The 23,739-nt window shown below is 73.5% G+C and carries 18 protein-coding genes; 14 read left to right on the top strand and 4 right to left on the bottom strand.

Translation table 11 applies throughout. The features are described 5' to 3' along the window. Positions 1-89: 89 nt before the first annotated feature. From GC092_RS05380 to GC092_RS05370, 3 genes are all read left to right on the top strand, one after another. Positions 90-2,126, top strand: a complete 2,037-nt coding sequence (locus tag GC092_RS05380) for a bifunctional aldolase/short-chain dehydrogenase (protein ID WP_324014335.1) — start codon at positions 90-92, stop codon at positions 2,124-2,126. An 88-nt stretch (positions 2,127-2,214) separates the two neighbouring features. Continuing rightward, on the top strand, positions 2,215-3,627 hold the full coding sequence (locus GC092_RS05375) for a rhamnulokinase (protein WP_324014334.1): 1,413 nt from the start codon (positions 2,215-2,217) through the stop codon (positions 3,625-3,627). Further along, on the top strand, positions 3,624-4,583 hold the full coding sequence (locus tag GC092_RS05370) for a serine hydrolase domain-containing protein (protein WP_324014333.1): 960 nt from the start codon (positions 3,624-3,626) through the stop codon (positions 4,581-4,583). Before GC092_RS05375 ends, GC092_RS05370 begins: the two co-directional genes overlap by 4 nt. A gap of 56 nt (positions 4,584-4,639) precedes the next feature. On the opposite strand, the gene GC092_RS05365 is transcribed toward GC092_RS05370, so the two are convergent. Both GC092_RS05365 and GC092_RS05360 read right to left on the bottom strand, forming a co-directional pair. Continuing rightward, the gene (locus GC092_RS05365) at positions 4,640-6,241 is read right to left on the bottom strand and encodes an HNH endonuclease signature motif containing protein (protein WP_324014332.1); all 1,602 of its coding nucleotides are present in this window, start codon (positions 6,239-6,241) and stop codon (positions 4,640-4,642) included. 177 nt (positions 6,242-6,418) lie between these two features. Continuing rightward, complete coding sequence (locus GC092_RS05360) at positions 6,419-7,333, bottom strand: pseudouridine synthase (protein ID WP_324014331.1); 915 nt, start codon at positions 7,331-7,333, stop codon at positions 6,419-6,421. A gap of 69 nt (positions 7,334-7,402) precedes the next feature. Between GC092_RS05360 and GC092_RS05355 the strand changes: the two genes are divergently transcribed. The 11 genes from GC092_RS05355 (at position 7,403) to GC092_RS05305 (ending at position 19,923) form a co-directional block, all read left to right on the top strand. After that, entirely contained in the window at positions 7,403-8,137 is a 735-nt protein-coding gene (locus GC092_RS05355; RefSeq protein WP_324014330.1) for a FadR/GntR family transcriptional regulator, read from the top strand. Beyond that, entirely contained in the window at positions 8,106-9,380 is a 1,275-nt protein-coding gene (locus tag GC092_RS05350) for an alpha-hydroxy acid oxidase (protein WP_282978589.1), read from the top strand. Before GC092_RS05355 ends, GC092_RS05350 begins: the two co-directional genes overlap by 32 nt. A gap of 62 nt (positions 9,381-9,442) precedes the next feature. Then, the gene (locus GC092_RS05345; RefSeq protein WP_324014329.1) at positions 9,443-10,384 is read left to right on the top strand and encodes a quinone oxidoreductase family protein; all 942 of its coding nucleotides are present in this window, start codon (positions 9,443-9,445) and stop codon (positions 10,382-10,384) included. Positions 10,385-10,463: 79 nt separating this feature from the next. Continuing rightward, positions 10,464-11,771 carry an O-acetylhomoserine aminocarboxypropyltransferase/cysteine synthase family protein gene (locus tag GC092_RS05340; protein WP_324014328.1) on the top strand — a complete coding sequence of 436 codons (1,308 nt, stop codon included), beginning with the start codon at positions 10,464-10,466 and terminating at the stop codon, positions 11,769-11,771. A 211-nt stretch (positions 11,772-11,982) separates the two neighbouring features. Then, a complete protein-coding gene (locus GC092_RS05335) occupies positions 11,983-13,044 on the top strand; it encodes a M24 family metallopeptidase (RefSeq protein WP_324014327.1) in 1,062 nt (353 codons plus the stop codon). A gap of 105 nt (positions 13,045-13,149) precedes the next feature. Continuing rightward, positions 13,150-14,145 (top strand): LacI family DNA-binding transcriptional regulator, encoded by a 996-nt coding sequence (locus GC092_RS05330; protein WP_324014326.1) that lies wholly within the window; start codon positions 13,150-13,152, stop codon positions 14,143-14,145. Between the two features lie 71 nt (positions 14,146-14,216). Beyond that, on the top strand, positions 14,217-15,554 hold the full coding sequence (locus tag GC092_RS05325; RefSeq protein ID WP_324014325.1) for a Gfo/Idh/MocA family protein: 1,338 nt from the start codon (positions 14,217-14,219) through the stop codon (positions 15,552-15,554). After that, a complete protein-coding gene (locus GC092_RS05320; protein WP_324014324.1) occupies positions 15,551-16,492 on the top strand; it encodes an NAD-dependent epimerase/dehydratase family protein in 942 nt (313 codons plus the stop codon). Before GC092_RS05325 ends, GC092_RS05320 begins: the two co-directional genes overlap by 4 nt. After that, positions 16,485-17,396 carry a 5-dehydro-4-deoxyglucarate dehydratase gene (locus GC092_RS05315; RefSeq protein ID WP_324014323.1) on the top strand — a complete coding sequence of 304 codons (912 nt, stop codon included), beginning with the start codon at positions 16,485-16,487 and terminating at the stop codon, positions 17,394-17,396. Before GC092_RS05320 ends, GC092_RS05315 begins: the two co-directional genes overlap by 8 nt. Further along, a complete protein-coding gene (locus GC092_RS05310) occupies positions 17,393-18,481 on the top strand; it encodes a mandelate racemase/muconate lactonizing enzyme family protein (protein ID WP_324014322.1) in 1,089 nt (362 codons plus the stop codon). Before GC092_RS05315 ends, GC092_RS05310 begins: the two co-directional genes overlap by 4 nt. Next, entirely contained in the window at positions 18,478-19,923 is a 1,446-nt protein-coding gene (locus GC092_RS05305) for an aldehyde dehydrogenase (NADP(+)) (RefSeq protein ID WP_324014321.1), read from the top strand. Before GC092_RS05310 ends, GC092_RS05305 begins: the two co-directional genes overlap by 4 nt. Positions 19,924-20,002: 79 nt before the next feature. Here GC092_RS05305 and GC092_RS05300 read toward each other — a convergent pair whose 3' ends face one another. Then, positions 20,003-21,166 carry an ROK family protein gene (locus tag GC092_RS05300; protein ID WP_324014320.1) on the bottom strand — a complete coding sequence of 388 codons (1,164 nt, stop codon included), beginning with the start codon at positions 21,164-21,166 and terminating at the stop codon, positions 20,003-20,005. A 160-nt stretch (positions 21,167-21,326) separates the two neighbouring features. Continuing rightward, positions 21,327-23,732, bottom strand: coding sequence for a beta-xylosidase/alpha-l-arabinosidase (locus GC092_RS05295; RefSeq protein WP_324014319.1), 2,406 nt, complete (start codon positions 23,730-23,732; stop codon positions 21,327-21,329). Between the last annotated feature and the right edge of the window lie 7 nt (positions 23,733-23,739).

Here is a 23,739-nt window from a genome sequence, read left to right as displayed (position 1 = left end):
TTGCCTCGCGTGTTACTTCGTGAGATAATTCACAACAGAGCACACGACGCGGTGCCTCCGACGCGTCCGACATCCCTCGAAGGATCCTCATGACGAACCCCACTGTCGCTGACCTCATCGCCCGGTCGAACCGGCTGGGCGCCGACCCGAAGAACACGAACTATGCCGGCGGCAACACGTCGGCCAAGGGCACGGACACCGACCCGGTGACCGGCGAGCCCGTCGAGCTGCTCTGGGTGAAGGGCTCGGGCGGCGACCTGGGCACGCTCACCGAGAAGGGCCTCGCCGCGCTCCGCCTCGACCGCATGCGCGCGCTCGTCGACGTCTACCCCGGCATCGAGCGCGAGGACGAGATGGTCGCGGCTTTCGACTACTGCCTGCACGGCAAGGGGGGTGCGGCGCCGTCGATCGACACGGCGATGCACGGCCTCGTCGACGCCGCGCACGTCGACCACCTGCACCCCGACAGCGGGATCGCGATCGCGACCGCGGCGGATGGCGAGGAGCTGACCGCGCGGATCTTCGGCGACAAGGTGGTCTGGGTCCCGTGGCGCCGCCCCGGCTTCCAGCTCGGCCTCGACATCGCGGAGATCAAGAAGGCCAACCCGCAGGCGGTCGGCACGATCCTCGGCGGTCACGGCATCACGGCGTGGGGCGACACGAGCGAGGAGAGCGAGCGCAACTCGCTCTGGATCATCGAGACCGCGCAGAAGTACATCGACGAGAACGGCAAGGCCGACCCGTTCGGCGGCGTCCGCCCGGGCTTCGAGGCCCTCCCCGAGGCCGAGCGCCGCGCGAAGGCCGCCGCGCTCGCCGCGACGATCCGCGGCCTCGCGTCCACCGACAAGCCGATGGTCGGCCACTTCACCGACTCGGACACGGTGCTCGACTTCCTCGCCTCGGAGAAGGCGCCCGCGCTCGCCGAGCTCGGCACGAGCTGCCCCGACCACTTCCTCCGCACCAAGGTCAAGCCGCTGCTGCTCGACCTGTCCGCAACCGCGTCGGTGGAGGAGTCGATCGCGCGCCTCAAGGAGCTGCACGAACAGTACCGCGCCGACTACACGGCGTACTACGAGGCGCACGCGACCGCCGACAGCCCGGCCATCCGCGGCGCCGACCCGCTCATCGTTCTCGTCCCCGGCGTCGGCATGTTCTCGTACGGAGCGAACAAGCAGACCGCGCGCGTCGCGGGCGAGTTCTACGTCAACGCGATCAACGTCATGCGCGGCGCAGAGGCCCTCTCGACGTACACGCCGATCTCCGACGCGGAGAAGTTCCGCATCGAGTACTGGGCGCTCGAGGAGGCCAAGCTCCAGCGCATGCCGAAGCCCAAGACCCACCAGGGTCGCATCGCGTTCGTCACGGGCGCCGCATCGGGCATCGGCAAGGCCATCGCGAAGCGCCTCGCCGCCGAGGGCGCGTGCGTCGTCGTCGCCGACCTCGACCTCGAGAAGGCGCAGGCGGCGGCCGCCGAGCTCGGCGACTCGGACGTCGCGATCGGCGTCGCGGCGAACGTCGCCGACGCGGAGGGCGTCCAGGCCGCGATCGACGCCACGCTGCTCGCATTCGGCGGCATCGACCTCGTCGTCAACAACGCCGGCCTGTCGCTGTCGAAGCCGCTGCTCGAGACCACCGAGAAGGACTGGGACCTCCAGCACGACGTCATGGCGAAGGGCTCGTTCCTCGTCTCGAAGGCGGCCGCCAAGGCGCTCATCGAGCAGGGCATGGGCGGCGACGTGATCTACATCTCGTCGAAGAACTCGGTCTTCGCGGGCCCGAACAACATCGCCTACTCGGCGACCAAGGCCGACCAGGCGCACCAGGTGCGTCTGCTGGCGGTGGAGCTCGGCGAGCACGGCGTCCGCGTGAACGGCATCAACCCCGACGGCGTCGTGCGCGGCTCGGGCATCTTCGCCGCCGGCTGGGGCGCCAACCGCGCCGCCACCTACGGCGTGAAGGAAGAGGACCTCGGCCAGTTCTACGCGAACCGGACCATCCTCAAGCGCGAGGTCGTCCCCGAGAACGTGGCCGACGCGGTCTACGTGCTCACGGGCCCCGAGCTCAGCCGCACCACGGGTCTCCACATCCCCGTCGACTCGGGCGTCGCAGCCGCCTTCCTGCGCTGACCCGTCCCGGAGCCCGGCGCGCGCGACCGCACACGCGCGCGCCGGGCTCCTCCCCCGCCATCCCCTTCCCCTGAGGAGCGTCCCGCCCATGACCGTCACCGTCGCCGCCGTCGACCTCGGAGCCACGAGCGGCCGGGTCATGCTCGGCCACGTCGGCCCCGACGAGCTGCGCCTGGAAGCCGTCGCGCGCTTCCCCAACACCCCGGTCGAGACGATCGACGGGCTGCACTGGAACATCCTCGAGCTCTACCGCTCGATCGTCGAGGGCCTCCGCGCCGCCGCGCAGACCGGCGACGTCGCCGCCATCGGGATCGACTCGTGGGCCGTGGACTACGCTCTCCTCCGCGGCGGCCGCATGCTCGGCACGCCCTATCACTATCGCGATGCCCGCACCGCCGCCGGCGTCGACGCCGTCCACGCGGTCGCTCCGTTCGAGGAGCTGTACGGCGAGAACGGTCTGCAGTTCCTCGCGTTCAACACGCTCTACCAGCTCGCCGCCGACCGCATCGCCGGCACGCTCGACCTCGCCGACGAGGCCCTGCTCATCCCCGACCTCATCGCCTACTGGCTGACCGGCGAGAAGGTCGCCGAGAGCACGAACGCGTCGACCACGGGACTCCTGCGCGTGGGCGGTGGAGACTGGAACCGCCCCCTCGCCGAGAGCCTCGGCATCCCCTCGCGCCTCCTGCCGACCCTCGTGCAGCCCGGCCACCGCATCGGCCCGCTGCGCGACGCCGTGCGCACGGCCACGGGGCTCGACGCGCCCGTCATCGCGGTCGGCTCGCACGACACGGCCTCGGCCGTCGCGGCGATCCCGATGACCGACCCCGATGCGGCGTACATCAGCTGCGGCACGTGGGGCCTCGTCGGCGTCGAGCTCGACGCGCCGGTCCTCACCGAGGCGAGCCGCGCCGCGAACTTCACGAACGAGGGCGGCGTCGACGGCCGCGTGCGCTTCCTGCACAACGTCATGGGCCTGTGGCTCCTCTCGGAGTCGGTGCGCGCGTGGGAGCGCGAGTCGGGCGAGACCATCGACCTGCCCGCCCTGCTCGCCGAGGCCGCGGCCGTCGAGACGCCGCAGCCCGTCTTCGATGCGAACGACCCCGTCTTCACGGCGCCGGGCGGGATGCCCGACCGGATCGCGAGCTGGCTGTCCGAACGCGGGCTCGCCGTGCCGCAGTCCCGTGCCGCGTTCGCGCGCTGCATCGTCGAGAGCCTCGCGTCGGCGTTCGCCGACGCCGTCCACGCCGCCGCCGAGCTCTCCGGCAAGCGCGTGAACGCCATCCACCTCGTGGGCGGCGGCTCGCTCAACGAGCTCCTCTGCCAGCTCACCGCCGATCGCGCCGGTCTCCCCGTGCTCGCCGGGCCCGTCGAGGCGACCGCCCTCGGCAACGTGCTCGTCCAGGCCCGCGCGCTCGGCGAGATCTCCGGCTCCCTCGAGGATCTTCGCGAGCTCGTGGCGCGCACGACCGCGCCGCGACGCTTCGCGCCCCGCGCATGACCGGCTGGGGCGCGGCGTTCGACTGGACGCGCCGCCACGTCGACGCGGGCCGCATCCCGACCGCGGTCCTCGGCATCGCGACGGCCGACGGCGTCGTCGCGCTCGATGCCTTCGGCGCGACGGATGGCCGCACCGCGCGGATCGACGATCCGTACCGCCTGTTCTCGATCACGAAGGTGCTCACGGGGCTCGCCGCCGCGCGCGCGATCGAGCGCGGCCTGCTCACGTCGCAGACCCCGCTCGCCGACGCCGTGCCCGAGGCGGCCGCCGCCCGCGACGACGTCGTGCGCCTCGAGCACCTCATGGCGCACACCTCGGGGCTCATCGAGCCGGCGCTCGACCCGGTCGAGGGGCTCGCCGCGGCGCTGCGCCGCCCTGGCCGCGACTTCGCCGTCGGCACCGCATCGCGCTACTCGTCGATCGCGTTCCAGGGCGCGGCCGAGCTCATCCGCCACGCGACAGGACGGTCGTGGGAGGACGAGGTGCGCGCCTTCGCGCCCGGACTCGTCCTGGACGAGGACGCGGACCCGCACCGCATCCCCGACATCGAGGCGAGTCTCGACCTCGACCGCTTCGCCGCCTCGCGGCACCCGGGCGCGGGCGCCATCGGCACGGCGGGAGCGCTCCTGGCGCTCGGCTCGGCCCTGCTCCGCGGCGGCGCGGACATCGTGCGCCCCGCCACCCTCGAGATGATGCTCCGCCCACTCACGACCGGCGTGCCGCGCCTCGAGCCGTACCCCGCGGAGCGCGGACAGGACTGGGGCTTCTCGTGGAACCTCCGCACGCGAGCGCCCGCCCTCATCGACCGCGATGTCTACGGGCACGCGGGATGGTCGGGCACCGAGTTCTGGATCCATCCGACCGCGGGCATCGCGTGGACGCTGCTGACCAACCGCGCGAACGGCCACGGCCTCGACGCCGATCAGCTCGACAACGCGATCGTCTCGGGGGTCTGAGCGCTCAGGGCGCGCATGACCGAGGGCAGAGTTCTCCCCTGAGACGCGGTGTCGTGTCAGAAGGGTGGTGGTTCGTCGTCGGGTGGGGTGAAGCGGGCGACGGGTGGTGGGGTGTCGGTGTAGACGTGCCCGTTGGGGGAGGTCCATTCGAGCACGCCGCCGGGGCCCTGTTTCACGGCCCATTGGGTCATCTGCTCGAGCATGTGGTGCGTCTCGCAGAGGTACTCGAGGTTGGCCACGTTCGTGGGCCCGCCGCGGGAGTGGGGGTGGGTGTGGTCGATGTCGACGTAGTGCTTGCGGATGGCCTGCCGGCACCCGGGGAACCGGCACCGCTCGTCTCGGGCCTTCAGGAACCGCCGCTGCGCGGTGGTGGGGAATCTCTGATCGACGGTGAGGAGGACCCCGGTGTTCGCGTCGGTGAACGCACGGTTCCAGATCGTCGCGTCCGCGGCGATCTGCTTGGCGTCGATGATCGGGATCGGGCCTGCCCCGGCAAGGGTGGCGCCCTCGGTCCGGTTCGTGGGGTCCGCCAGTGCGGTGGCGGGGATGGTGATGTGCACGCTCCCGCGGATCGCGCCGAGCCCGACCGCCGGAGATTTCCGGGAACGGAACGCCGCACCCGATCCCGCGGTCGAGGCAGCGTCCGAACCGGATCCGGCGGTCGCGCCGGGTGACCTGCGCGCGTCCGCGCGAGCGCCCGCGTCAGCGCTTGCGCCCGCGTCGCCGTCGACGCCCATGACGCCCAGGCCCACATCACCCGCCTTCACGTCCGCATCCGCGCCGCTTGTGCCTGTGGCGCCGAGTCCGACATCGCCGGCTTTCGCATCCGCACAGTTGAAGGTGGCGCCGTAGAGGTGGTCGTGGCCGGTGGGGGTGCCGGTGAGGGTGAGGTCGGTGAAGATGTCCGCCCGGATCTCATCCAGCGAGCGGTCATCCGCGAGCGCGACCGGGTCGCCAGCGCGGCGGGCGGCGGCGCGGGCGGCGATGACGGACTTCGCCATCTGGTCGATGCGGTCCATCATCCCCACCCCGAGCACGTTCGCCACCTCCGCATCGAACGCGCCCATCGCGTCCTCCCCGGGACGGAACCCCACCCGCCGCCTCCGCCTGGCCGCCTTGTGGCGGTCGCTGATCGAGACCGGGTCCAGCTCCTGCGCGACCTTCCGCGCCACCTCCGCCAACGCCGCCGCGGTCATCGGCACCCGGTCCAACCGCTCCAGCACCCGCACCTCATACGTCGCGCGCACGGCAGGGTCGTCGATGCGGTCCGCGCACAGCACGATCGTGCGCGCGTGCGGGAGCGACACCGTCCCCGCCGCGAGCCGGTCCCGCACCACCGGGAACCGGGAGACGAGGACCGTCGCGTCGTTCATCTGCCGCTCCACCGACCGGCCCGGGGTGTGCGTGGCCGCGGCGATCTCCTCCGCGATCGCCCGATGCGCCCACGCCCGCGACGAGCCCCCGGCCGCGACCTGCCGCTCATGCTGCGCCCACGCCACCTGCGACGCCGACGCCAACGCCATCTGACGCGCCGCCTGCGCATGAGCGATCACCCTGTCCGCCGCCCGGATCGCCTCGATCGCCGACTCCACCGCCGCACACTCCGCAGCCGTCGGGCACGGACCATCCCCTTCACCCCACACGGCCCCATCGCTCATGACACCAGTGTCCCGCCCACCACCGACATTCGAAGACCCCTACGACCCCGAACGAAGCACAAAAGGTCACAGAACGATAACGAAGCGGGCGTGGGATCGTCGCTCCCAATCCCGGCGTCAGGCCTCAGACACCGCGCCCGCGGGGCACGGACGTGCGTCGCCCAACGCACCGCGCCGTCACTTCTGCGCTGGGAACGCCTCCAGCACCCGTCGGCTCTCGAACTCCCGCTCCGTGCCGTCGACGGGGTCGACGAACCGCAGCGTGCGCGCGAGCAGCTGCAGAGGGGATGAGAAGTCGTCGATGTCGACCTCCTGCACGCGCGGGTAGATGGGGTCGCCGACGATCGGCCGCCCGATCCGGTTCATGTGCAGGCGGATCTGGTGGGTCTTCCCCGTGAAGGGCGTCGCTCGATAGCGCGCGAGGCCGCCGCGCTCCTCGATGAGCTCGATGAGCGTGTGCGCGTTCGGCGGGCGGTCGTCGTGCTCGAACGCCTGCATGACGCCGTGCTCCTTGGTGATGCAGCTGCGCACGTGCGCGGGCAGCTCGAGGTCGCCGGGCGCCGCGGCCACCGCCTCGTACTCCTTCTGCGGCACGCGCTCCTCAAACATCGACTGGTAGGCGCGCCGCCACCGCCGCTCGGTCATGAGGAGGAGGACCCCCGCGGTCACGCGGTCGAGACGGTGCGCCGGCGAGAGCTCGGGGAGGCCGAGCATGCGGCGAGCGCGCACGACGACGCTCTGCTGGACGTGCCGGCCGCGCGGGATTGTCGCGAGGAAGTGCGGCTTGTCGACCACGACGATCCGCTCGTCCTGGTGCAGCACCTCGAGCGGGAACGGCACCTCCGCCTCCTCGCGCAGATCGCGGTGGAACCAGACGAACATATGGGGACGGAACGGCGCATCCGGGGCGAACGGGCGCCCCTCGTCGTCGACGAAGGCGCCCTCGTCGAGCATCTCGTCGAGACGCTCGGGCCGCAGGCGCGGCATGTGCGCGGCGAGGTGGTCGCGCAACGAGGCGTGCGGGCTCGTGCGCGGCGTCCGCACCCACGCCGCATCGAGGCCGTGACGCTGCGGAAGCGGGGAGCGGGGCATCCCTCGACGCTACCCCGCAGACGTGATAACGTGTGGTCTGACCACAGTGGTCAGACCACAGGAGACGTCATGGCAGACGATCAGCGCGCCTGGGAGAGCGTCCTCTCCCACCTCGAGCGCGCCCTGCTCGACGGATCGCTCGCCCCCGGCGACCGCCTCCCCGGCGAGCGTGCGCTCGCGGCCGAGCTCGGCGTCGGGCGCTCGAGCGTGCGCGAGGCCATCCGCGTGCTCGAGGTGCTCGGCCTCGTCCGCACGGCGACCGGCTCAGGCCCCTCGTCAGGCGCGATCATCGTCGCGGTCCCCGGCGGCGGGATGTCGGCCCTCATGCGGCTGCAGCTCGCGGCCACCGGGTTCCCCGTGTCCGACATCGTCGACACGCGCCTCGTGCTGGAGACGCACGTCGCGCGCCACCTCGCGCGCATCTCCCCCGACCTCTCGGCCGCGACGTCGCTCCTCGACGCGATGGACGAGCCCTCGCTCTCGGAGGCCGAGTTCCTCGCGCTCGATCAGCAGTTCCACCTCTCGCTCGCCGAGGCCTCGGGCAACCAGGTCATCACGGCGACGATGGCGGGCCTCCGATCGGCGATCGAGTCCTATGTGACCGCGGGAGCGCACGCGGTCGGCGACTGGACCGCGACCTGCGCGCGGCTTCGCGATGAGCATCGCGGCATCCTCGCGGCGATCGCCGACTCCGACGAGGACGCCGCCGCCACGGCCATCCACGACCACATCACGACCTACTACGACCAGATCACCATGGAGAGGGAGCAGAATGCTCAAGCGCCAGCTGCCCAACCCCGCTGAGCTCCTCGAGCTCATGCAGTTCAAGAAGCCCGACCTCAACGGCAAGCGACGCCGTCTCGAGGCGGCGCTCACGACGTACGACCTGCGCGCGATCGCCAAGCGCCGCACACCGGCGGCCGCGTTCGACTACACCGACGGCGCCGCCGAGGGAGAGCTCTCGATCGCGCGCGCCCGCCAGGCCTTCGAGGACATCGAGTTCCACCCCGACATCCTCCGGCCGGCCGAGCACGTCGACACGTCGACGACGATCCTCGGCGGGCCGAGCGCGCTCCCGTTCGGCATCGCGCCCACCGGGTTCACGCGCCTCATGCAGACCGAGGGCGAGTACGCGGGCGCGGGCGCCGCCGCCGCCGCGGGTATCCCGTTCACGCTGTCGACGCTCGGCACGACCTCGATCGAGGACGTCAAGGCGACGAACCCGAACGGCCGCAACTGGTTCCAGCTCTACGTGATGCGCCAGCGCGAGATCTCGTACGGCCTCGTCGAGCGCGCCGCCAAGGCCGGGTTCGACACCCTCATGTTCACGGTCGACACCCCGGTCGCGGGAGCCCGCCTGCGCGACAAGCGCAACGGCTTCTCGATCCCCCCGCAGCTCTCCCTCGGCACGATCGTGAACGCCATCCCGCGCCCGTGGTGGTGGTTCGACTTCCTCACGATGCCCAAGCTCGAGTTCGCGTCGCTCTCGTCGACGGGCGGCACGGTCGGCGACCTGCTCAACGCCGCGATGGACCCGACCATCTCGTACGACGACCTCGACATCATCCGCTCGATGTGGCCCGGCAAGCTCGTCGTGAAGGGCGTGCAGAACGTGCCGGACGCCAAGCGCCTCGTCGACCTCGGCGTCGACGGCATCGTGCTGTCCAACCACGGCGGCCGTCAGCTCGACCGCGCCCCCGTGCCGTTCCACCTGCTGCCGAACGTCGTGCGCGAGGTCGGCTCCGACGCGACCGTGATGATCGACACGGGCATCATGAACGGCGCCGACATCGTCGCCTCGGTCGCGCTCGGGGCGAAGTTCACGCTCGTCGGCCGCGCGTACCTCTACGGGCTCATGGCGGGCGGCCGTGCGGGCGTCGACCGCATGATCGCGATCCTGCGGACCGAGATCGAGCGCACGATGGCGCTCCTCGGCGTGTCCACCCTCGAGGAGCTCGAGCCGCGCCACGTGACGCAGCTCAGCCGCCTCGTGCCGGTCGCCCCCGCGCACGTCGCGGCAGCCGAGGCCGCAGCCGCGCGCGCCTGACCTCGAGCGGAAGGGGCGTCGGGATCGGTCCCGGCGCCCCTTCCGCGCGCTACCGTGAAGGCATGGCGAAGGCGATCCAGCACACCGAGCTCGGCGGCCCCGAGGTCCTGACGCTCGCAGACGTCCCCGATCCCGTCCCCGGACCCGGCGAGGTCGCCATCCGGGTCGAGGCGGCCGGCGTGAACCCCGTCGAGTGGAAGCTCAGGACCGGGCTGCGCCCCACTCCGCCGATCACCGAGCCCCGCCGCGTCGGCAGCGACGGCGCCGGCCACATCACCGCGGTCGGCGCGGACGTCGACGGCTTCCGCGTCGGCGACCCGGTCGCGTTCACGGGCGCGCAGGGCGCCTACGCGACGGATGTCGTCGCACCGGCCGATCACGTGTTCGCGCGTCCCGCGGGCGTCACGGCCGCACAGGGCGCAGCGCTCGGCATCCCGATCGGGACGGCGTACCAGGCCCTGCGCTCGCTCGGCGTGCGCGCCGACGACACGCTCCTCGTGCACGGCGGCTCGGGCGCCGTCGGACAGGCGGTCATCCAGTTCGCCGTGCTCGCCGGCGCACGCGTCATCGCCACGACGAGCGACGCGCGGGCCGACCGCGTGCGCGGGCTCGGCGGCGAGCCGGTCGCGTACGGGCCGGGCCTCGTCGACCGTGCGCGCGCGCTCGCCCCGCACGGTCCGACCGTGATCCTCGACGCCGTCGGCACCGACGAGGCGCTGCACGCGTCACTCGAGCTCCTCGACGACCGCACGCGGATCGCCACGCTCGTGCAGGGCGCGAAGGCCGACGCGCTCGGCATCCGCGCCTTCAGCGGAGGCTCGCCTCGGCCGCTCACGCCGCAGCAGGAGGCCTGGCGGCTGGAAGCGGTGCCGGTCGCGCTCGCGCTCCTGGCCGCCGGGCGGTTCAGCGTCGAGATCGGCGAAGCGCTCCCGCTCGCCGAGGCGCCGCAGGCGCATCGGCTCGTCGAGGAGGGCGCGAACGGCAAGGTGCTGCTCATCCCCTGACCCAGCGCGGCATTCCCGCGCCGAAACACGGCGTCATACGGATTCCGGGCGACCCCGTGCGGGTCGACAGAATGGCCGCATGACACAGGCCGAGCCGACGGCGGGATTCGCCACGACCCAGCTCCACGCGGGCTACGTGCCGGGCACGCCCGAGTTCACGGTGCTCCCTCCCGTGTACCAGTCCTCGGCCTACGCCTTCTCGTCGCTCACCGAGGCGCGCGAGAAGTTCGCGCTGCGCGAGAAGGGCTACATCTACAGCCGCAACAACAACCCGACGCAGGCCGTGCTCGAGCAGCGCCTCGCGCGTCTCGAGGGCGGCGTGGCCGCGGCGGCCGTCGCCTCGGGCCAGGCCGCGGTCGCGCTCGCGACGCTCGCCCTGCTGGGGCGCGGTGGCCACATCGTCGCGGCGAGTCAGCTGTACGGGGGCACGGTCGACCTCTTCGACGACACCTTCCGCGACTTCGGCCTCGACGTCACGTTCGTCGACCAGGACGACCTCGACGGATGGCGCCGCGCGGTCCGTCCGAGCACACGCGCGTTCTTCGCCGAGTCGGTCGCGAACCCGATCGCGCAGGTGCTCGACATCTCGGCGGTCGCCGACATCGCCCACGAGGCCGGCGTGCCCCTCGTGATCGACAACACGGTCGCGACGCCGTTCCTCCTCCGCCCCCGCGACTTCGGCGCCGACATCGTCGTGCACTCCGCGACGAAGTTCATCGGCGGACACGGCTCGTCGCTCGGCGGCGTCGTGGTCGACCTCGGCACGTTCGACTTCTCCGCCGAGCCCGAGAAGTGGCCCGGCCTCTTCGTGCCGCACTGGCGCTACGGCGACGTCTCGCTCTGGGAGGCCTTCGGGCGCGAGCGCGCCTTCACGACCCTCGTGAAGTCGAAGTTCGTCGGCGATCTGGGCCCCGCGCTCTCCCCCTTCAACGCGTTCCAGCTCATCCAGGGGCTCGAGACCCTCGACCTGCGCGTGAGCCGCCACGTCGAGAACGCGAAGGCCGTCGCGGCCTTCCTCGACGCCCATCCGTCGGTCGGCGTCGTCTTCCACCCGTCGATCGAGACGAATCCGTGGCGGGCGCGCGCCGAGACGTACCTCCCGAAGGGCTCGCCGAGCGTGTTCGCGTTCGAGCTCGCGCCGAGCGACGAGGACACGTTCGACCGTGTGGAGCGGGTGATCGACGCCCTGCGGACCATCCGCCTCGTGGCGAACATCGGCGATGCGCGCACGATCGTCGCGCACCCCGCCTCGATGACGCACAACCACATGACGCCCGACCAGCTCGCGGCCGCCGGCATCTCGCAGGGCACCATCCGCATCTCGGTCGGCCTCGAGGAGGCCGCCGACATCATCGCCGACCTCGACCAGGCTCTCGCCCGCGCCTAGCGCCCTCGTCCGCACAGCCGGTCGCAGCGCGTCGCACTGCGCGTCCCGCGCAGCCCGGTCGAGCGCAGGACTTTCCGCCCGGAGCAGGACCATCCGCGCGTTCGCGTCCTGCAGCCGCGCGATTCTCCTGCTGTGGCGACGGCACCGGCCGTGCCGTCGCACCGAGAAACCGGTTCCTCGCGTAGAGTGTGTGCCGAGCAAGGGAGCGCCCATGACCACGCTGACCGGCAGAGCCGCCGTCTCGACCGACCGTCCGCACAAGCTCGCGCGCATCGCGGACCTCCTCGACCGGCGCGGCGCGACCGCCGTGCAGCTGACATCCGGCGCGAGCCTGTCCTGGCTGCTCGACGGGGCGCGCACCTCGGTCCCGCTCGGCGGTCCGCCCGTCTTCTCGGCGGTGGTCCGCGTCGACGGCGAGATCGTCGTGACCGCCCCGCGCAACGAGGCCGAGCGTCTCGCGGAGGAGGAGATCGGCGGCGCCGAGGTCCGGCCCGTCGACTGGTTCGCGCCCCTCGCGCCGCCCATCGAGGGCGTCGTCGACGAGGCCGAGCTCGAGGCCGAGCTGCGCGCGGCGCGCGCGAGCCTTCTCCCGGTCGAGCACGAGCGCTACCGGCGTCTCGGCGCCGACGCCGCGCGCGCGATGACCGAGGTGCTCGCCGAGGCGTCTCCCGAGATGTCCGAGTTCGAGCTCGCCGGGCGACTCGCGCACGCCATCCTTGCCCGCGGCGCCGAGCCGGCGGTCGTACTCGCCGCGGGAGCCGCCCGGGGCGGGGTGCAGCACCCGCTGCCGACGGCGGCCCCGCTCGGCGACCGCGCGATGGCGGTCGCGACCGCGAAGCGCGACGGCCTCCACGTGAGCCTCACGCGCTGGGTGCGCTTCCGCGGGTCCGAGCCGGATGGCGCGCCGCGGGTCCTCGAGGTCGAGGCCGATGCCTGGGCGGCGACGCGCGCGGGCCGCGCGCTCGGCGACGTGCTCGACGACATCGCCGCGAGCTACCGGCGCCATGGCTTCGGCGAGGACGGCTGGCTGCGCCACCACCAGGGCGGGCCGACGGGATACGCGGGACGCGACCCCAAGGCCGTGCCCGCGTTCCGCGACCGCGTGGTGGAGAACCAGGCCTTCGCCTGGAACCCCTGGGCCCCGGGGGTGAAGGTCGAGGACACCGTCGTGCTCGATGGCGCGGGCGGCGTCGAGGTCCTGAGCGTCGACCCCGCCTGGCCCCGCATCGACGTGCGCGGCGTCGCGCGTCCCGCGACGCTCGAGGTCGGATGACCGGCTGGACGACGGCATCCGCGCACGGCTTCGCACGTCTACCGCCTGTCGACCCCGGACGACCACTGACGGGATGATCGCCCGACGGCGGATACGCTCGAATCCATGACGGCCAAGCTGCGCATCTCGGATGTCGCGAAGCACGCGGGAGTGTCGCCGGCGACCGTGTCGCGGGTCATGAACGGCAACCCGAAGGTCGACCCGGCCCTCGTCCAGCGCGTGCAGGACGCGGCGGCCGAGCTCGGGTACACCGCGAGCCCCCTCGCGCGAAGCCTGGCCCTCGGGAAGACCCAGACGGTCGCGGTGCTCGTGCCCGATCTCGGGAACCCGACCTTCCAGGCCATCCTGCGCACGCTGAGCCGGGCCGCGGCGGGCGACGGCTACCACGTGCTCGTCGCCGACTCCGCCGAGGTCGCGGCCGACGAGGCGGCGCTTGCGCTGCAGGCCCGCCGGCGCACCGACGGCATCGTGCTCGTCGCGCCGCGCATGCCCGACGATGAGCTCGCCGCGGCGCTGCCGCGTCTCGCTCCCGCCGTGCTCGTGAACCGCGGAGGGGACGGCGCCCCCGTCGTCGCGGCCGACTACGGCCGCGGACTCCGCGAGCTCATCGAGCACCTGCGGATGCTCGGCCACCGTCGACTGCTCTACCTCGCGGGCGTCCCGGGCAGCGCGTCGAACGCGCGGCGCGTCGCGGCGATCGCCGAGGCGAGGGCCGCCCATCCGGATCTCGACATCGCCGAGGCGCCCTGCGGGACGGGCTTCGCCGACGGCTCCGCGGCGGTCGCGACCGTGCGCGCCCACGAGGCCACGGCGGTTCTCGCCTACAACGACCTCGTCGCCATGGGCCTCCTCAGCGCACTCCACGAAGAGGGGGTCGCGGTCCCGCACGAGGTGTCCGTGACAGGCTTCGACGACATCCCGTTCGCGCGCTACACGACACCGCCTCTCACGACCGCGAGCGTTCCGACCGATCGGATGGGCGAGCTCGCGTGGAGCGCGATGCGGGCGCTTCTCGAGGATGACGCGGCCGCGCCGCCCGTCGTGCTCGCGCCGACGCTCGCCGTGCGCGGCAGCACCGCCGCCCCTCCGCCCGCTTCCTGAGCCACACGCTGGCCTCCGCAGGCGACCTCGTGGTATCGTGAGAAACCGCTTTCTCAGGAAGGGACTCACCGATGAGCCAACTCCGGTACGCCGTCGTCGGAACCGGCCACCGCGCCCAGATGTATGTCGACGCGATCACCGACAGCTACGCCGACCGGGCGGCGCTCGTCGCGCTGTGCGAGCCCAACCCGGTCCGCGCCGACGTGTACGCGCAGCGGGTCGCAGGCAAGGGACTGCCGACGCCGAGCGTCTGGACGCCCGACCGCCTCGAGGACATGATCCGCGACGAGCGCATCGAGCGGGTCGTCATCTGCTCTCGCGACGACACGCACGCCGAGATGATCGTGCGCTCGCTCGAGGCGGGCGTCGACGTCGTCGTGGAGAAGCCGCTCACGATCGACGCCCCGAGCGCCGCGCGCATCGAGGAGGCGGTCGCGCGCACCGGCCGTCAGGTCGTCATCACCTTCAACTACCGCTACTCCCCGCGCAACAGCGCGCTGCGCGAGGTCGTGCGGTCGGGTCGGATCGGGCGGGTCACGTCGATCGACTTCTCCTGGATGCTCGACACGAAGCACGGCGCAGACTACTTCCGCCGCTGGCACCGCGAGAAGGCGCATTCGGGCGGGCTCCTCGTGCACAAGTCGAGCCACCACTTCGATCTCGTCAACTGGTGGATCGCGAGCGAGCCGCGGCGCGTGTTCGCCTCGGGCGGTCTGCGCTTCTACGGTGCACAGAACGCGGCCGCGCGCGGGCTCGGCGAGCGACCCGAGCGCGGCACGCACGAGGGCGCGCACGATCCGTTCGAGCTCGACCTGCGCGAGGACCCGCGTCTGAAGACCCTGTACCTCGAGGCCGAGCAGCACGACGGCTACGTGCGCGACCGCGACGTCTTCAGCGACGGCATCACGATCGAGGACAACCTCGCTCTCGTCGTGGACTACGCGTCGGGAGCCACGCTCGGCTACTCCCTCAACGCCCATGCGCCGTGGGAGGGCTACCGCGTCGCGATCAACGGCACCGAGGGCCGCGCCGAGCTCGAGGTCGTCGAGCGCGGATCCCTCGTGCCCGACGAGGGGCTCCATCCCGTGCTCGACCCGAGCGCGGTCGACGCGGAGACGTCGGTCCTGCGCCCGAGCGGCGAGCGCCTCATCGTGCAGCGGCACTGGGAGGAGCCCGTCGAGATCGAGATCCGCCGGTCGGGCGAGGGGGGCCACGGGGGCGGCGACGCGCTGCTCCTCTCCGACGTCTTCGTCGGCCCCGGCGACGACCCGCTCGGGCGCCCTGCCGACTGGAGCGACGGCATCCGCTCGATCGCCGTCGGGATCGCCGGGAACCGCTCGCTCGAGACGGGACTCCCCGTGCGCGTGTCCGACCTGGGCATCGCGCTGCTCGCCGAGGACCGGCCGTGAGCCGCATCCTCGTGACCGGCGGCGCGGGGCGCCTCGGCCGCACGCTCGTCGCGGGCCTCGCGGCCGCGGGCCACGACCTCGTGTCGGTCGACCGGCAGGTCTCCGACGCCCCCGAGCTCGCGGGCGTCGAGCAGGTCGCCGCCGACCTCGGCGCCCCCGGCGCGGCGGCCGACGCGATCGCGCAGACGCGCCCGGACGCCCTCATCCACCTCGCGGCGATCGCCGTCCCGTTCAGCGCTCCCGAGGACGTCATCATGCGCGCGAACGCGGGCCTCGCGGTGTCGGTGATGGGAGCCGCGGCGGCGGCCGGCGTCGGGAGGATCGTCGCGGCGTCGAGCCCGACCGTGCTCGGCTACGGCGCGCCGACGGGCTGGACTCCCGAGCGGCTTCCGCTCGACGAAGACACGCCCCCGCTCCCCTGGAACGCGTACGCGCTGTCGAAGCTCATCATCGAGCAGTCCATCGGCATGCTGCGTCGTCAGACCGGCGACGCCGTCCGCTATGCGGCCTTCCGCCCCTGCTACGTCATCGCCCCCGAGGAGTGGGCGGGCGCGCCCACCCAGCAGGGCCACACCGTCCGCGAACGGCTCGACGACCCGGCCCTGTCGGCCCCCGCGCTCTTCAACTACGTCGATGCGCGCGATGTGTCCCGCTTCGCCGACACGCTGCTCGCTGCCATGGGCGACATCCCGAACGGCGAGGTGTTCTTCGTCGGCGCCGACAACGCCCTCGCACGCGAGCCGCTCTGCGACCTCCTCCCGCGCTTCCACCCGGGCACGGCCCGCGCGGCCGCCGAGCTCACGGGCACCGCTCCGGCGTTCTCGAACGCCAAGGCGCGGCGCCTGCTCGGGTGGCGCCCCCAGCACGCGTGGCGCGACGAGCTCGGCGAGCGCGTCGCGGTGTCCGCATCCCCTCGACAGGAGAACCGCCTTGACTGACCTCGCCATCCCCGACCGCGTCCTGTTCTTCCCGGTGACCGCCTTCGATGCGCACGACAGGGTCGACGCCGACCTCGTCGAGCAGCACGTCGCGGGCGCTCTCGCCCACGAGCCGGGCGCCGTGTTCGCCGCCTGCGGCACGGGCGAGTTCCACACCCTGTCGCTCGAGGACGTGCGCGCGGCCGTCGCGGCCGCCGTGCGCGCGACGGCAGGACGCGTGCCCGTCATCGCGGGAGCCGGCGGCCCGCTCGGCCACGCGGTCGCCTGCGCGCGCATCGCGGCGGAGGCCGGCGCCGACGGCCTGCTCGTCATGCCCCCGTACCTCGTGGGCGCACCGCAGGAGGGCCTCATCGCGTACGTCGAGCAGATCGCCGCGGCGAGCGACCTCCCCGTGATCGTCTACCACCGCGCGAACGCGCAGTTCTCCCCCGGGTCGGTCGCGCGCCTCCTGCAGAACCCGCGCGTCGTCGGCATCAAGGACGGCGCGGGCGACGTCGCGCTCGCGCAGCAGTTCGTGCTCGAGGCGGCCCGCGCCCAGCGCGACGTGCTCTTCTTCAACGGGCTGCTCACGGCCGAGCTGTCGCAGGCGGCGTACACCGCGATCGGCGTGCCGATGTACTCCTCGGCCGTCTTCGCGATGCTGCCGGAGGTGGCCGTCGCGTTCTTCTCCGCGCACCGCTCGGGCGACACCGCGCGACAGCGCGCGCTCCTCGAGGGCTTCTACGCGCCTCTCGTCGCGCTCCGCGACGAGACGCCCGGCTTCGCCGTCTCGCTCATCAAGGCCGGCGTGCGACTCTCGGGCCTCGACGTCGGCTCCGTGCGCGCGCCGCTCATCGACCCGAGCCCGGACCAGCTCGCGCGCCTCGCGGCCCTCCTCGAACGCGGGCGGGAGCTCGCCGCGTGACGACCATCCGCTCGCTCACGGCGCGCCTCGAGCGCGTGCCGCTCGTGCGCCCGTGGGCGGCCGACGTCACGAGCGTCGGCGTCATCGCCACGACCGTCGTCCGCTCGGACGGCGCCCGCGGATGGGGCTTCTCGTGGACGCCGCAGATCGGCGCCGAGGCGGTGCTCGCGATGCTCGAGCACGACATCGCTCCGGCCGCGATCGGCCGCCCCGCAGACCCGACGCGGACGTGGGATGAGCTGTGGCGGCACCTGCACGAGGCCGGAGGCGGCGGCATCACGACGATCGCGCTCGCAGGGCTCGACCTCGCCCTGTGGGACGCCGAGGGCCGCGCTCACGGTGCCCCGCTCTCGACGCTCATCGGCCGCCGTCGCGACAGCGTGACTGCGTACGGCAGCGGCGTGAACCTGCACTACACGCAGGACGAGCTCGTCGCGCAGGTGCGCCGCTGGGTCGATGCCGGCTTCGACGCCGTGAAGATCAAGGTCGGCCGGCCCGACCCCGCCGAGGACGCCGACCGCGTCGCCGCCGTGCGCGAGGTGCTCGGACCCGACCGCGGCCTCATGATCGACGCGAACCAGCGGTGGGACCTCGGCCGCGCGGCCGCCGCGATGGAGCTGCTCGCCCCGTTCGCGCCCGCATGGATCGAGGAGCCGCTGCGCGCCGACGACCTCGCGGGTCATGTCGAGCTGTCGCGGCGCATCCCGACGCCGATCGCGGTGGGCGAGAACCTGCACACCGTGCATCGATTCGAGGAGTTCCTCGCGAGCGGGGCCATCCGCTTCGCGCAGCCGAACGTCGTGCGCGTGGGCGGCATCACGCCCTTCCTCCGGATCGTCGAGCGCGCGCACGCGCACGGCGTGCAGGTGCATCCGCACCTGCTGCCCGAGCTGTCGGGGCAGCTCGCGCTCACGCTCCCGGGCGACCCGCTCGCGGAGGACGTCGAGGACGCCGGCTTCGGCGATCTCGGGGCCCTCGCCGATCCCAGCCCGGTGCGCATCGCAGACGGGCGCCTCACGGAGGCGCCGCACCTCGGCCTCGGCCTGCGCTTCCGCTCCCATCCCGATCTGGAGGCCGCCTCATGACCACGACACCCGACCAGCTCGACGAGATCGTCGCCCGCGCGCGCACCGCGTTCCCCGCATGGCGGGACGCCGACGCGGCCACCCGCGCGCGCTGGCTGCGCGCACTCGCCGACGCGCTCGACGCGGCCGCCGACGAGCTCGTCGAGATCGCCGACCGCGAGACGCGGCTCGGCGGCACGCGCCTGCGCGGCGAGGTCGCCCGCACGACCGGGCAGCTGCGCCTCTTCGCGGGCGTCGTCGAGGAGGGCTCCTACCTCGAGCTCACCGTCGACGACGCCGACCCCTCGGCCACGCCGCCTCGGCCCGAGCTGCGCCGTCTGCTCGTGCCGCTCGGCGTGGTGGCGGTGTTCTCGGCGTCGAACTTCCCGTTCGCGTTCTCGGTCTGCGGCGGCGACACGGCATCGGCCCTGGCCGCCGGGAATCCCGTCGTCGTGAAGGCCCACTCCGGGCACCCCGAGCTCTCGCGGCGCACCGCGCAGATCGCCGCCGCCGCGCTCGAGGCCGCGGGGGCGCCGAGCGGCTCCCTCGCGCTCGTCGAGGGGCGCGCGGCGGGGAACGCGCTCGTGGTGCATCCGGCGGTGCGCGCCGCCGGCTTCACGGGCTCGGTCGCCGGAGGGCGCGCGCTGTTCGACCTCGCCTCCGGACGACCCGACCCGATCCCCTTCTACGGAGAGCTCGGCAGCCTCAATCCCGTCGTCGTCACGCGAGGCGCGGCAGCCGCCCGCCGCGACGAGCTCGCCGCAGGGCTCGTCGGCTCGTTCACGCTGGGCTCCGGTCAGTTCTGCACCAAGCCCGGCGTCGTGTTCGTGCCGCGCGGAGCGGGCTTCGAGGACGCCGTCGCGGCGCAGGTCGCCGACGCGCACGGCGGGCCTCTCCTCACCGACCGCATCACCGAGGCCTTCCCCGAGGGCGTCGACCGGCTCGCCGCCGACCCGTCCGCGACGGTGATCGCGCACGGCGCCGCATCGGATGGCGCGCGCCCGGTCGTCATCGCGACGGACGCCGCCGCGATCGCCGAGCGCCCCGACGTGCTCCTCGAGGAGGTCTTCGGCCCCGCGACCCTCCTCGTCGCGTACGACGACGAGGAGCAGCTGCTCCGGGCGATCGCGGCCGTCCCCGGCAGCCTCACGGCGACCCTGCATGCGGAGGAGGACGAGGAGGTCGACGCGCTCGTCGACGCGCTCACGGCGGTCGCCGGGCGCGTGCTGTTCGCGGGCTGGCCGACGGGCGTCGCGGTCACGTGGTCGCAGCACCACGGCGGACCGTGGCCCGCGACGACCTCGCTGCACACCTCGGTCGGAGCCACCGCCATCCGGCGGTTCCTGCGCCCCGTGGCGTACCAGGATGCGCCGCAGCGCCTTCTGCCCGCGCCCCTGCGTGACGAGGCGCTCGCGCGACTGCCGCATCGCCGCAACGGCGGGCTCGTCGTCCCGCGCGGCTGAGTGCCGCGGGGGCGGGGGCGGCGCGGCTCGGCGGCGGGTTTCGGGGCCGGGCTCCGGGTCCCGCGGCGACCGTCGGCCCTCAGGCGAGCGGATCGGCGAGCAGCGGAGCGAATGCGGCCTCGGCGGCGCCGATGAGGAGACGGTCCTCGGCGAGCGCCGCAGGACGGATGTCGAGCGCCTCGGCAGGCGCCGCGAGAGCATGACGCCGGACGGCCTCGTCGAACCCCTCGGGGTCGGCGGCGACGATCATGCCGAGGAAGCCGCCGAGGACGATGGCCGACGGGTTCAGCACGTTGACCGCATTCGCGAGCGCGGTCGCGAGGATGCGCCGCTGGCGGGCGACCTCGTCGACGACTCCGGGAGCGGACGACTCGGCGAGCGCGGCGGCGAGGGTCGGGTCGTCGGCCGAGGACAGGCCGAGGGCCGCGAGGAGCCGCGCCCTGCTCACCTCGTCCTCGAGCACGCCGCCGGGCGTCGCGCGATCGGCTCCGTCGAGGATGCCCGGCGTGTTCTGCCCCCACTCCCCCGCGTAGCCGCCTGCGCCGGCGATCACCCGCCCATCGAGGATGAGCCCGCCGCCGATGCCGCTCGCACCGCCGTTGAGGTAGACGACGTCGCGGTGCCCCTCGGCCGCTCCGAACAGGTGCTCGGCCCGCGCGCCGAGGGTCGCGTCGTTGCCGACGACGACCGGCAGCCCCACGCGGTCGGCGATGAGGGCCCCGACGGCCGCATCGCGCCAGCCGAGGTGCGGCGCGAGACGCACGACGCCGTCGTCCGCGCGGACGAGACCCGGCACGGCCACCCCGACCCCGACCATCCGCACGTCGCGCAGGGTGCCCTCTCGCCATCCGCTCACGATCCGCGCGATGGCGTCGGCCGTCTCCTCAGGGGTCAGCAGGTGGTCGACCTCCTCGCGGGCGCGGGCGCGCACGGTGCCGTCGAGGGCGATCGCGCCGATCTCGAGCGCGTCCACCTCGGGGTTCGCGGCGATCGCGACGACATCGGCGCTGGGTGCGACGATCGGCGACGGACGGCCCACGCGCCGCGTGGGGTCCGGCTCGCGTTCGACGACGAGGCCGGCGTCGACGAGCGCGCCCACGAGGTCGGCGACCGTCGAGCGATTGAGGCCCGTCGCGGCCGTGATACGGGCGCGCGACTGGGCGCCCTCCTCGTGCACGAGCCGCAGCACCTCGCCGAGGTTGCGGCGCCGCACGCCCTCGACGCTCATCGCCCGTTCCGCCATCGCGATCCCCTCGCCATTTGTCGTTCCGATCACGATATCCGGGTCCCGTGGCGCGCGCGGTGCGGCGTGCCGGGCGGCGCGCTCTGCCCTCGCGCGGATCGGCGGTGCCGGGCGGTGGCCATCCGCTCCGGATGGCCACCGCCCGGCACCGCGGGAGCGCTCAGCTGACGGGCGCCTCGGCCGGCTCGAGGGCGTCGACGCGCACCTCGACGAGCCGGGGGTCCGCGCCCGTCACCTCGTGCACGTCGCCCGTGAGCACGACGGTCGCGCGCGCGGTCGCGTCGCCCGGGAGCGTCCGCTCGACCCGCGCCCGCGTGCTGCTGATCGAGCCGTCGCCGTCGGCGCGGACAGACGACGCCTCGGCGTGAGCCGCGACCCACAGCTCGACGTCGCCGGGCTCGACGACGCGGACGAGACGGCGGTCGCTGAACGCGAAGCGCTGAGCGGGCACGTCGAACACGACGCGCGCGGACGCGCCGGGCTCGAGCGCGACGCGCGCGTAGCCGAGCAGCTGCGCCACGGGGCGCGCGATCGACCCGACGACGTCGCGCCCGTAGAGCTGGACGACGTCGACCCCTGCGCGCTCGCCCGTGTTCGTGACGGTCACGGCCGCGCGGATCACGCCGTCGGTCGGTGCCGCGGCGTCGACCTCGAGGTCGGCGTACGCGAACGTGGTCCCGGTCAGGCCGAAGCCGAACGGACGCAGCGGCGTCGAGTCGGTCGACGTCACGTCGGACGGGCCGCCCAGACGCGGGTGCAGATAGCGGTACGGCTGTGCGCCGGTCGAGCGCGGAAGCGACACCGGCAGACGTCCCGACGGGGCGGACGCCCCCGTGAGGACGTCGGCGATCGCGAGCCCGCCGCCCTCTCCGGGGAAGAACGCCTGCAGGACAGCGGTGGGCGCGGTCTCCGCGTCGAGCGCCCACTCGATCGCATACGGGCGGCCGGTGAGGAGCACGAGCACGACGGGCGTGCCGGTCGCGACCGCGGCCTCGACGAGCGCGCGCTGGGGGCCAGGCAGGTCGAGCGACTCGACGTCGTTGCCCTCGCCGACCGTGCCGCGCCCGAACAGCCCGGCCTGGTCGCCCGCGACGACGACCGCGACGTCGGCCGAGCGCACGAGCTCGACGGCCTCCGCGAAGCCCGAGCGGTCGTCGCCCTCGACCTCGCAGCCGCGCGCGTGCACGATCTCCGCCTGCGGGAGCGCCGCGGCGAGCGCCTCGCGCACGGTCGGGATCTCGAATCCGAGCGGATGGTCGGGGTGATGCGCGAGGACGTGGTTCGCGAACGAGTAGCAGCCCTGCAGCGCCTCGGCGCGGTCGGCGTTGGGGCCGATCACGGCGACGCGGCGCGCGGCTGCGGGAAGCGGCACCGCTCCCTCGTCGCGGAGGAGGACGATCGACTCCGCGGCCAGTCGCCGGGCGATCGCGCGGTGTCGCGGCGAGTCCACGTCGATCTCGACGGGCGGCTCGTCAGAGAAGGCGTCCTCGTCGAGGAGGCCCAGCTCCTCCTTCTGCGCGAGCACCCGCAGCACGGCGCGGTCGACGAAGCGGATGTCGATCCCGCCCGACCGCACCTGCTCGGCCAGCGGCGCGAGATAGGCGTCGCCCGCGGGCAGCTCGACGTCGATGCCGGCCTGGAGCGCCTGGACGGCGGCTTCGCCGCGGTCGGCCGCGACGCCGTGCATGACCTCGAGGAACGCGACCGAGAAGTAGTCCGAGACGACGACGCCGTCGAAGCCGAGCTCGTCCCGCAGGACGGTCGTGAGCAGTCCGGGATGCGCCGCGACGGGCTCGCCGTCGATGTCGGTGTAGCTGTTCATCACCGATCGGGCGCCGCCGTCGCGGAGCGCCATCTCGAACGGGGGCAGGTAGACGTCGGCGAGCTCTCGCGGCCCCGCCGAGACGGGGGCGTGATTGCGCCCCGCCTTCGACGCCGAGTAGCCGAGGAAGTGCTTGAGCGTCGCATGCACGCCCGCGCTCTGCAGGCCGCGCACGTAGGCGGAGCCGACCGTGCCGACGAGGTACGGGTCCTCGGCGATGCACTCGTCGACGCGGCCCCAGCGCGGGTCGGCGATGACGTCGAGCACGGGCGCGAGCCCCTGGTGGATCCCGAGCTCGCGCATCGTGTCGCCGATCGCGGCGCCCATCTCGGCGACGAGGTCGGGATCGAAGGACGCGCCCCACGCGAGCGGCGTCGGGAAGGTCGCGGCCTTCCACGCGGCGAGCCCGGTGAGGCACTCCTCGTGGACGATCGCGGGGATCCCGAGGCGGGTCTCGGCCTTCAGCCGCCGCTGCTCCGCCCACAGCCACGCGGCGCGCTGTGCCGGGTCGACGGGCCGCGTGCCGTACACGCGCGTGTAGTGGCCGATGCCGTCGCGCGTGATCTCGGCGAGTGTGGCTCCCGCATCGTCGCCGGCCATCTCGCCCTGCATCGGCGCGACGACCTCGCCTCCGCGGTCGAGCCAGTAGCCGACGAGCTGGGCGAGCTTCTCCTCGAGCGTCATGCGCTCGAGGAGAGCGCTCACGCGCTCGGACACGACGGGCAGAGGGGGCAGTTCGGTCATGGCGTTC

Source organism: Microbacterium sp. JZ37, from assembly GCF_035188445.1.
Lineage (GTDB): Bacteria > Actinomycetota > Actinomycetes > Actinomycetales > Microbacteriaceae > Microbacterium > Microbacterium barkeri.
The sequence above is the reverse complement of the archived record's forward strand: the minus strand, read 5'-3'. Positions and strand labels throughout refer to the sequence as shown.

What these genes read in the sequence shown, in the direction of transcription:
- GC092_RS05380 (WP_324014335.1), top strand. Translation starts at nt 90, where the DNA reads ATGACGAACCCCACTGTCGCTGACCTCATCGCCCGGTCGAACCGGCTG.
- GC092_RS05375 (WP_324014334.1), top strand. Translation starts at nt 2,215, where the DNA reads ATGACCGTCACCGTCGCCGCCGTCGACCTCGGAGCCACGAGCGGCCGG.
- GC092_RS05370 (WP_324014333.1), top strand. Translation starts at nt 3,624, where the DNA reads ATGACCGGCTGGGGCGCGGCGTTCGACTGGACGCGCCGCCACGTCGAC.
- GC092_RS05365 (WP_324014332.1), bottom strand. Translation starts at nt 6,241, where the DNA reads ATGAGCGATGGGGCCGTGTGGGGTGAAGGGGATGGTCCGTGCCCGACG.
- GC092_RS05360 (WP_324014331.1), bottom strand. Translation starts at nt 7,333, where the DNA reads ATGCCCCGCTCCCCGCTTCCGCAGCGTCACGGCCTCGATGCGGCGTGG.
- GC092_RS05355 (WP_324014330.1), top strand. Translation starts at nt 7,403, where the DNA reads ATGGCAGACGATCAGCGCGCCTGGGAGAGCGTCCTCTCCCACCTCGAG.
- GC092_RS05350 (WP_282978589.1), top strand. Translation starts at nt 8,106, where the DNA reads ATGCTCAAGCGCCAGCTGCCCAACCCCGCTGAGCTCCTCGAGCTCATG.
- GC092_RS05345 (WP_324014329.1), top strand. Translation starts at nt 9,443, where the DNA reads ATGGCGAAGGCGATCCAGCACACCGAGCTCGGCGGCCCCGAGGTCCTG.
- GC092_RS05340 (WP_324014328.1), top strand. Translation starts at nt 10,464, where the DNA reads ATGACACAGGCCGAGCCGACGGCGGGATTCGCCACGACCCAGCTCCAC.
- GC092_RS05335 (WP_324014327.1), top strand. Translation starts at nt 11,983, where the DNA reads ATGACCACGCTGACCGGCAGAGCCGCCGTCTCGACCGACCGTCCGCAC.
- GC092_RS05330 (WP_324014326.1), top strand. Translation starts at nt 13,150, where the DNA reads ATGACGGCCAAGCTGCGCATCTCGGATGTCGCGAAGCACGCGGGAGTG.
- GC092_RS05325 (WP_324014325.1), top strand. Translation starts at nt 14,217, where the DNA reads ATGAGCCAACTCCGGTACGCCGTCGTCGGAACCGGCCACCGCGCCCAG.
- GC092_RS05305 (WP_324014321.1), top strand. Translation starts at nt 18,478, where the DNA reads ATGACCACGACACCCGACCAGCTCGACGAGATCGTCGCCCGCGCGCGC.
- GC092_RS05300 (WP_324014320.1), bottom strand. Translation starts at nt 21,166, where the DNA reads ATGGCGGAACGGGCGATGAGCGTCGAGGGCGTGCGGCGCCGCAACCTC.
- GC092_RS05295 (WP_324014319.1), bottom strand. Translation starts at nt 23,732, where the DNA reads ATGACCGAACTGCCCCCTCTGCCCGTCGTGTCCGAGCGCGTGAGCGCT.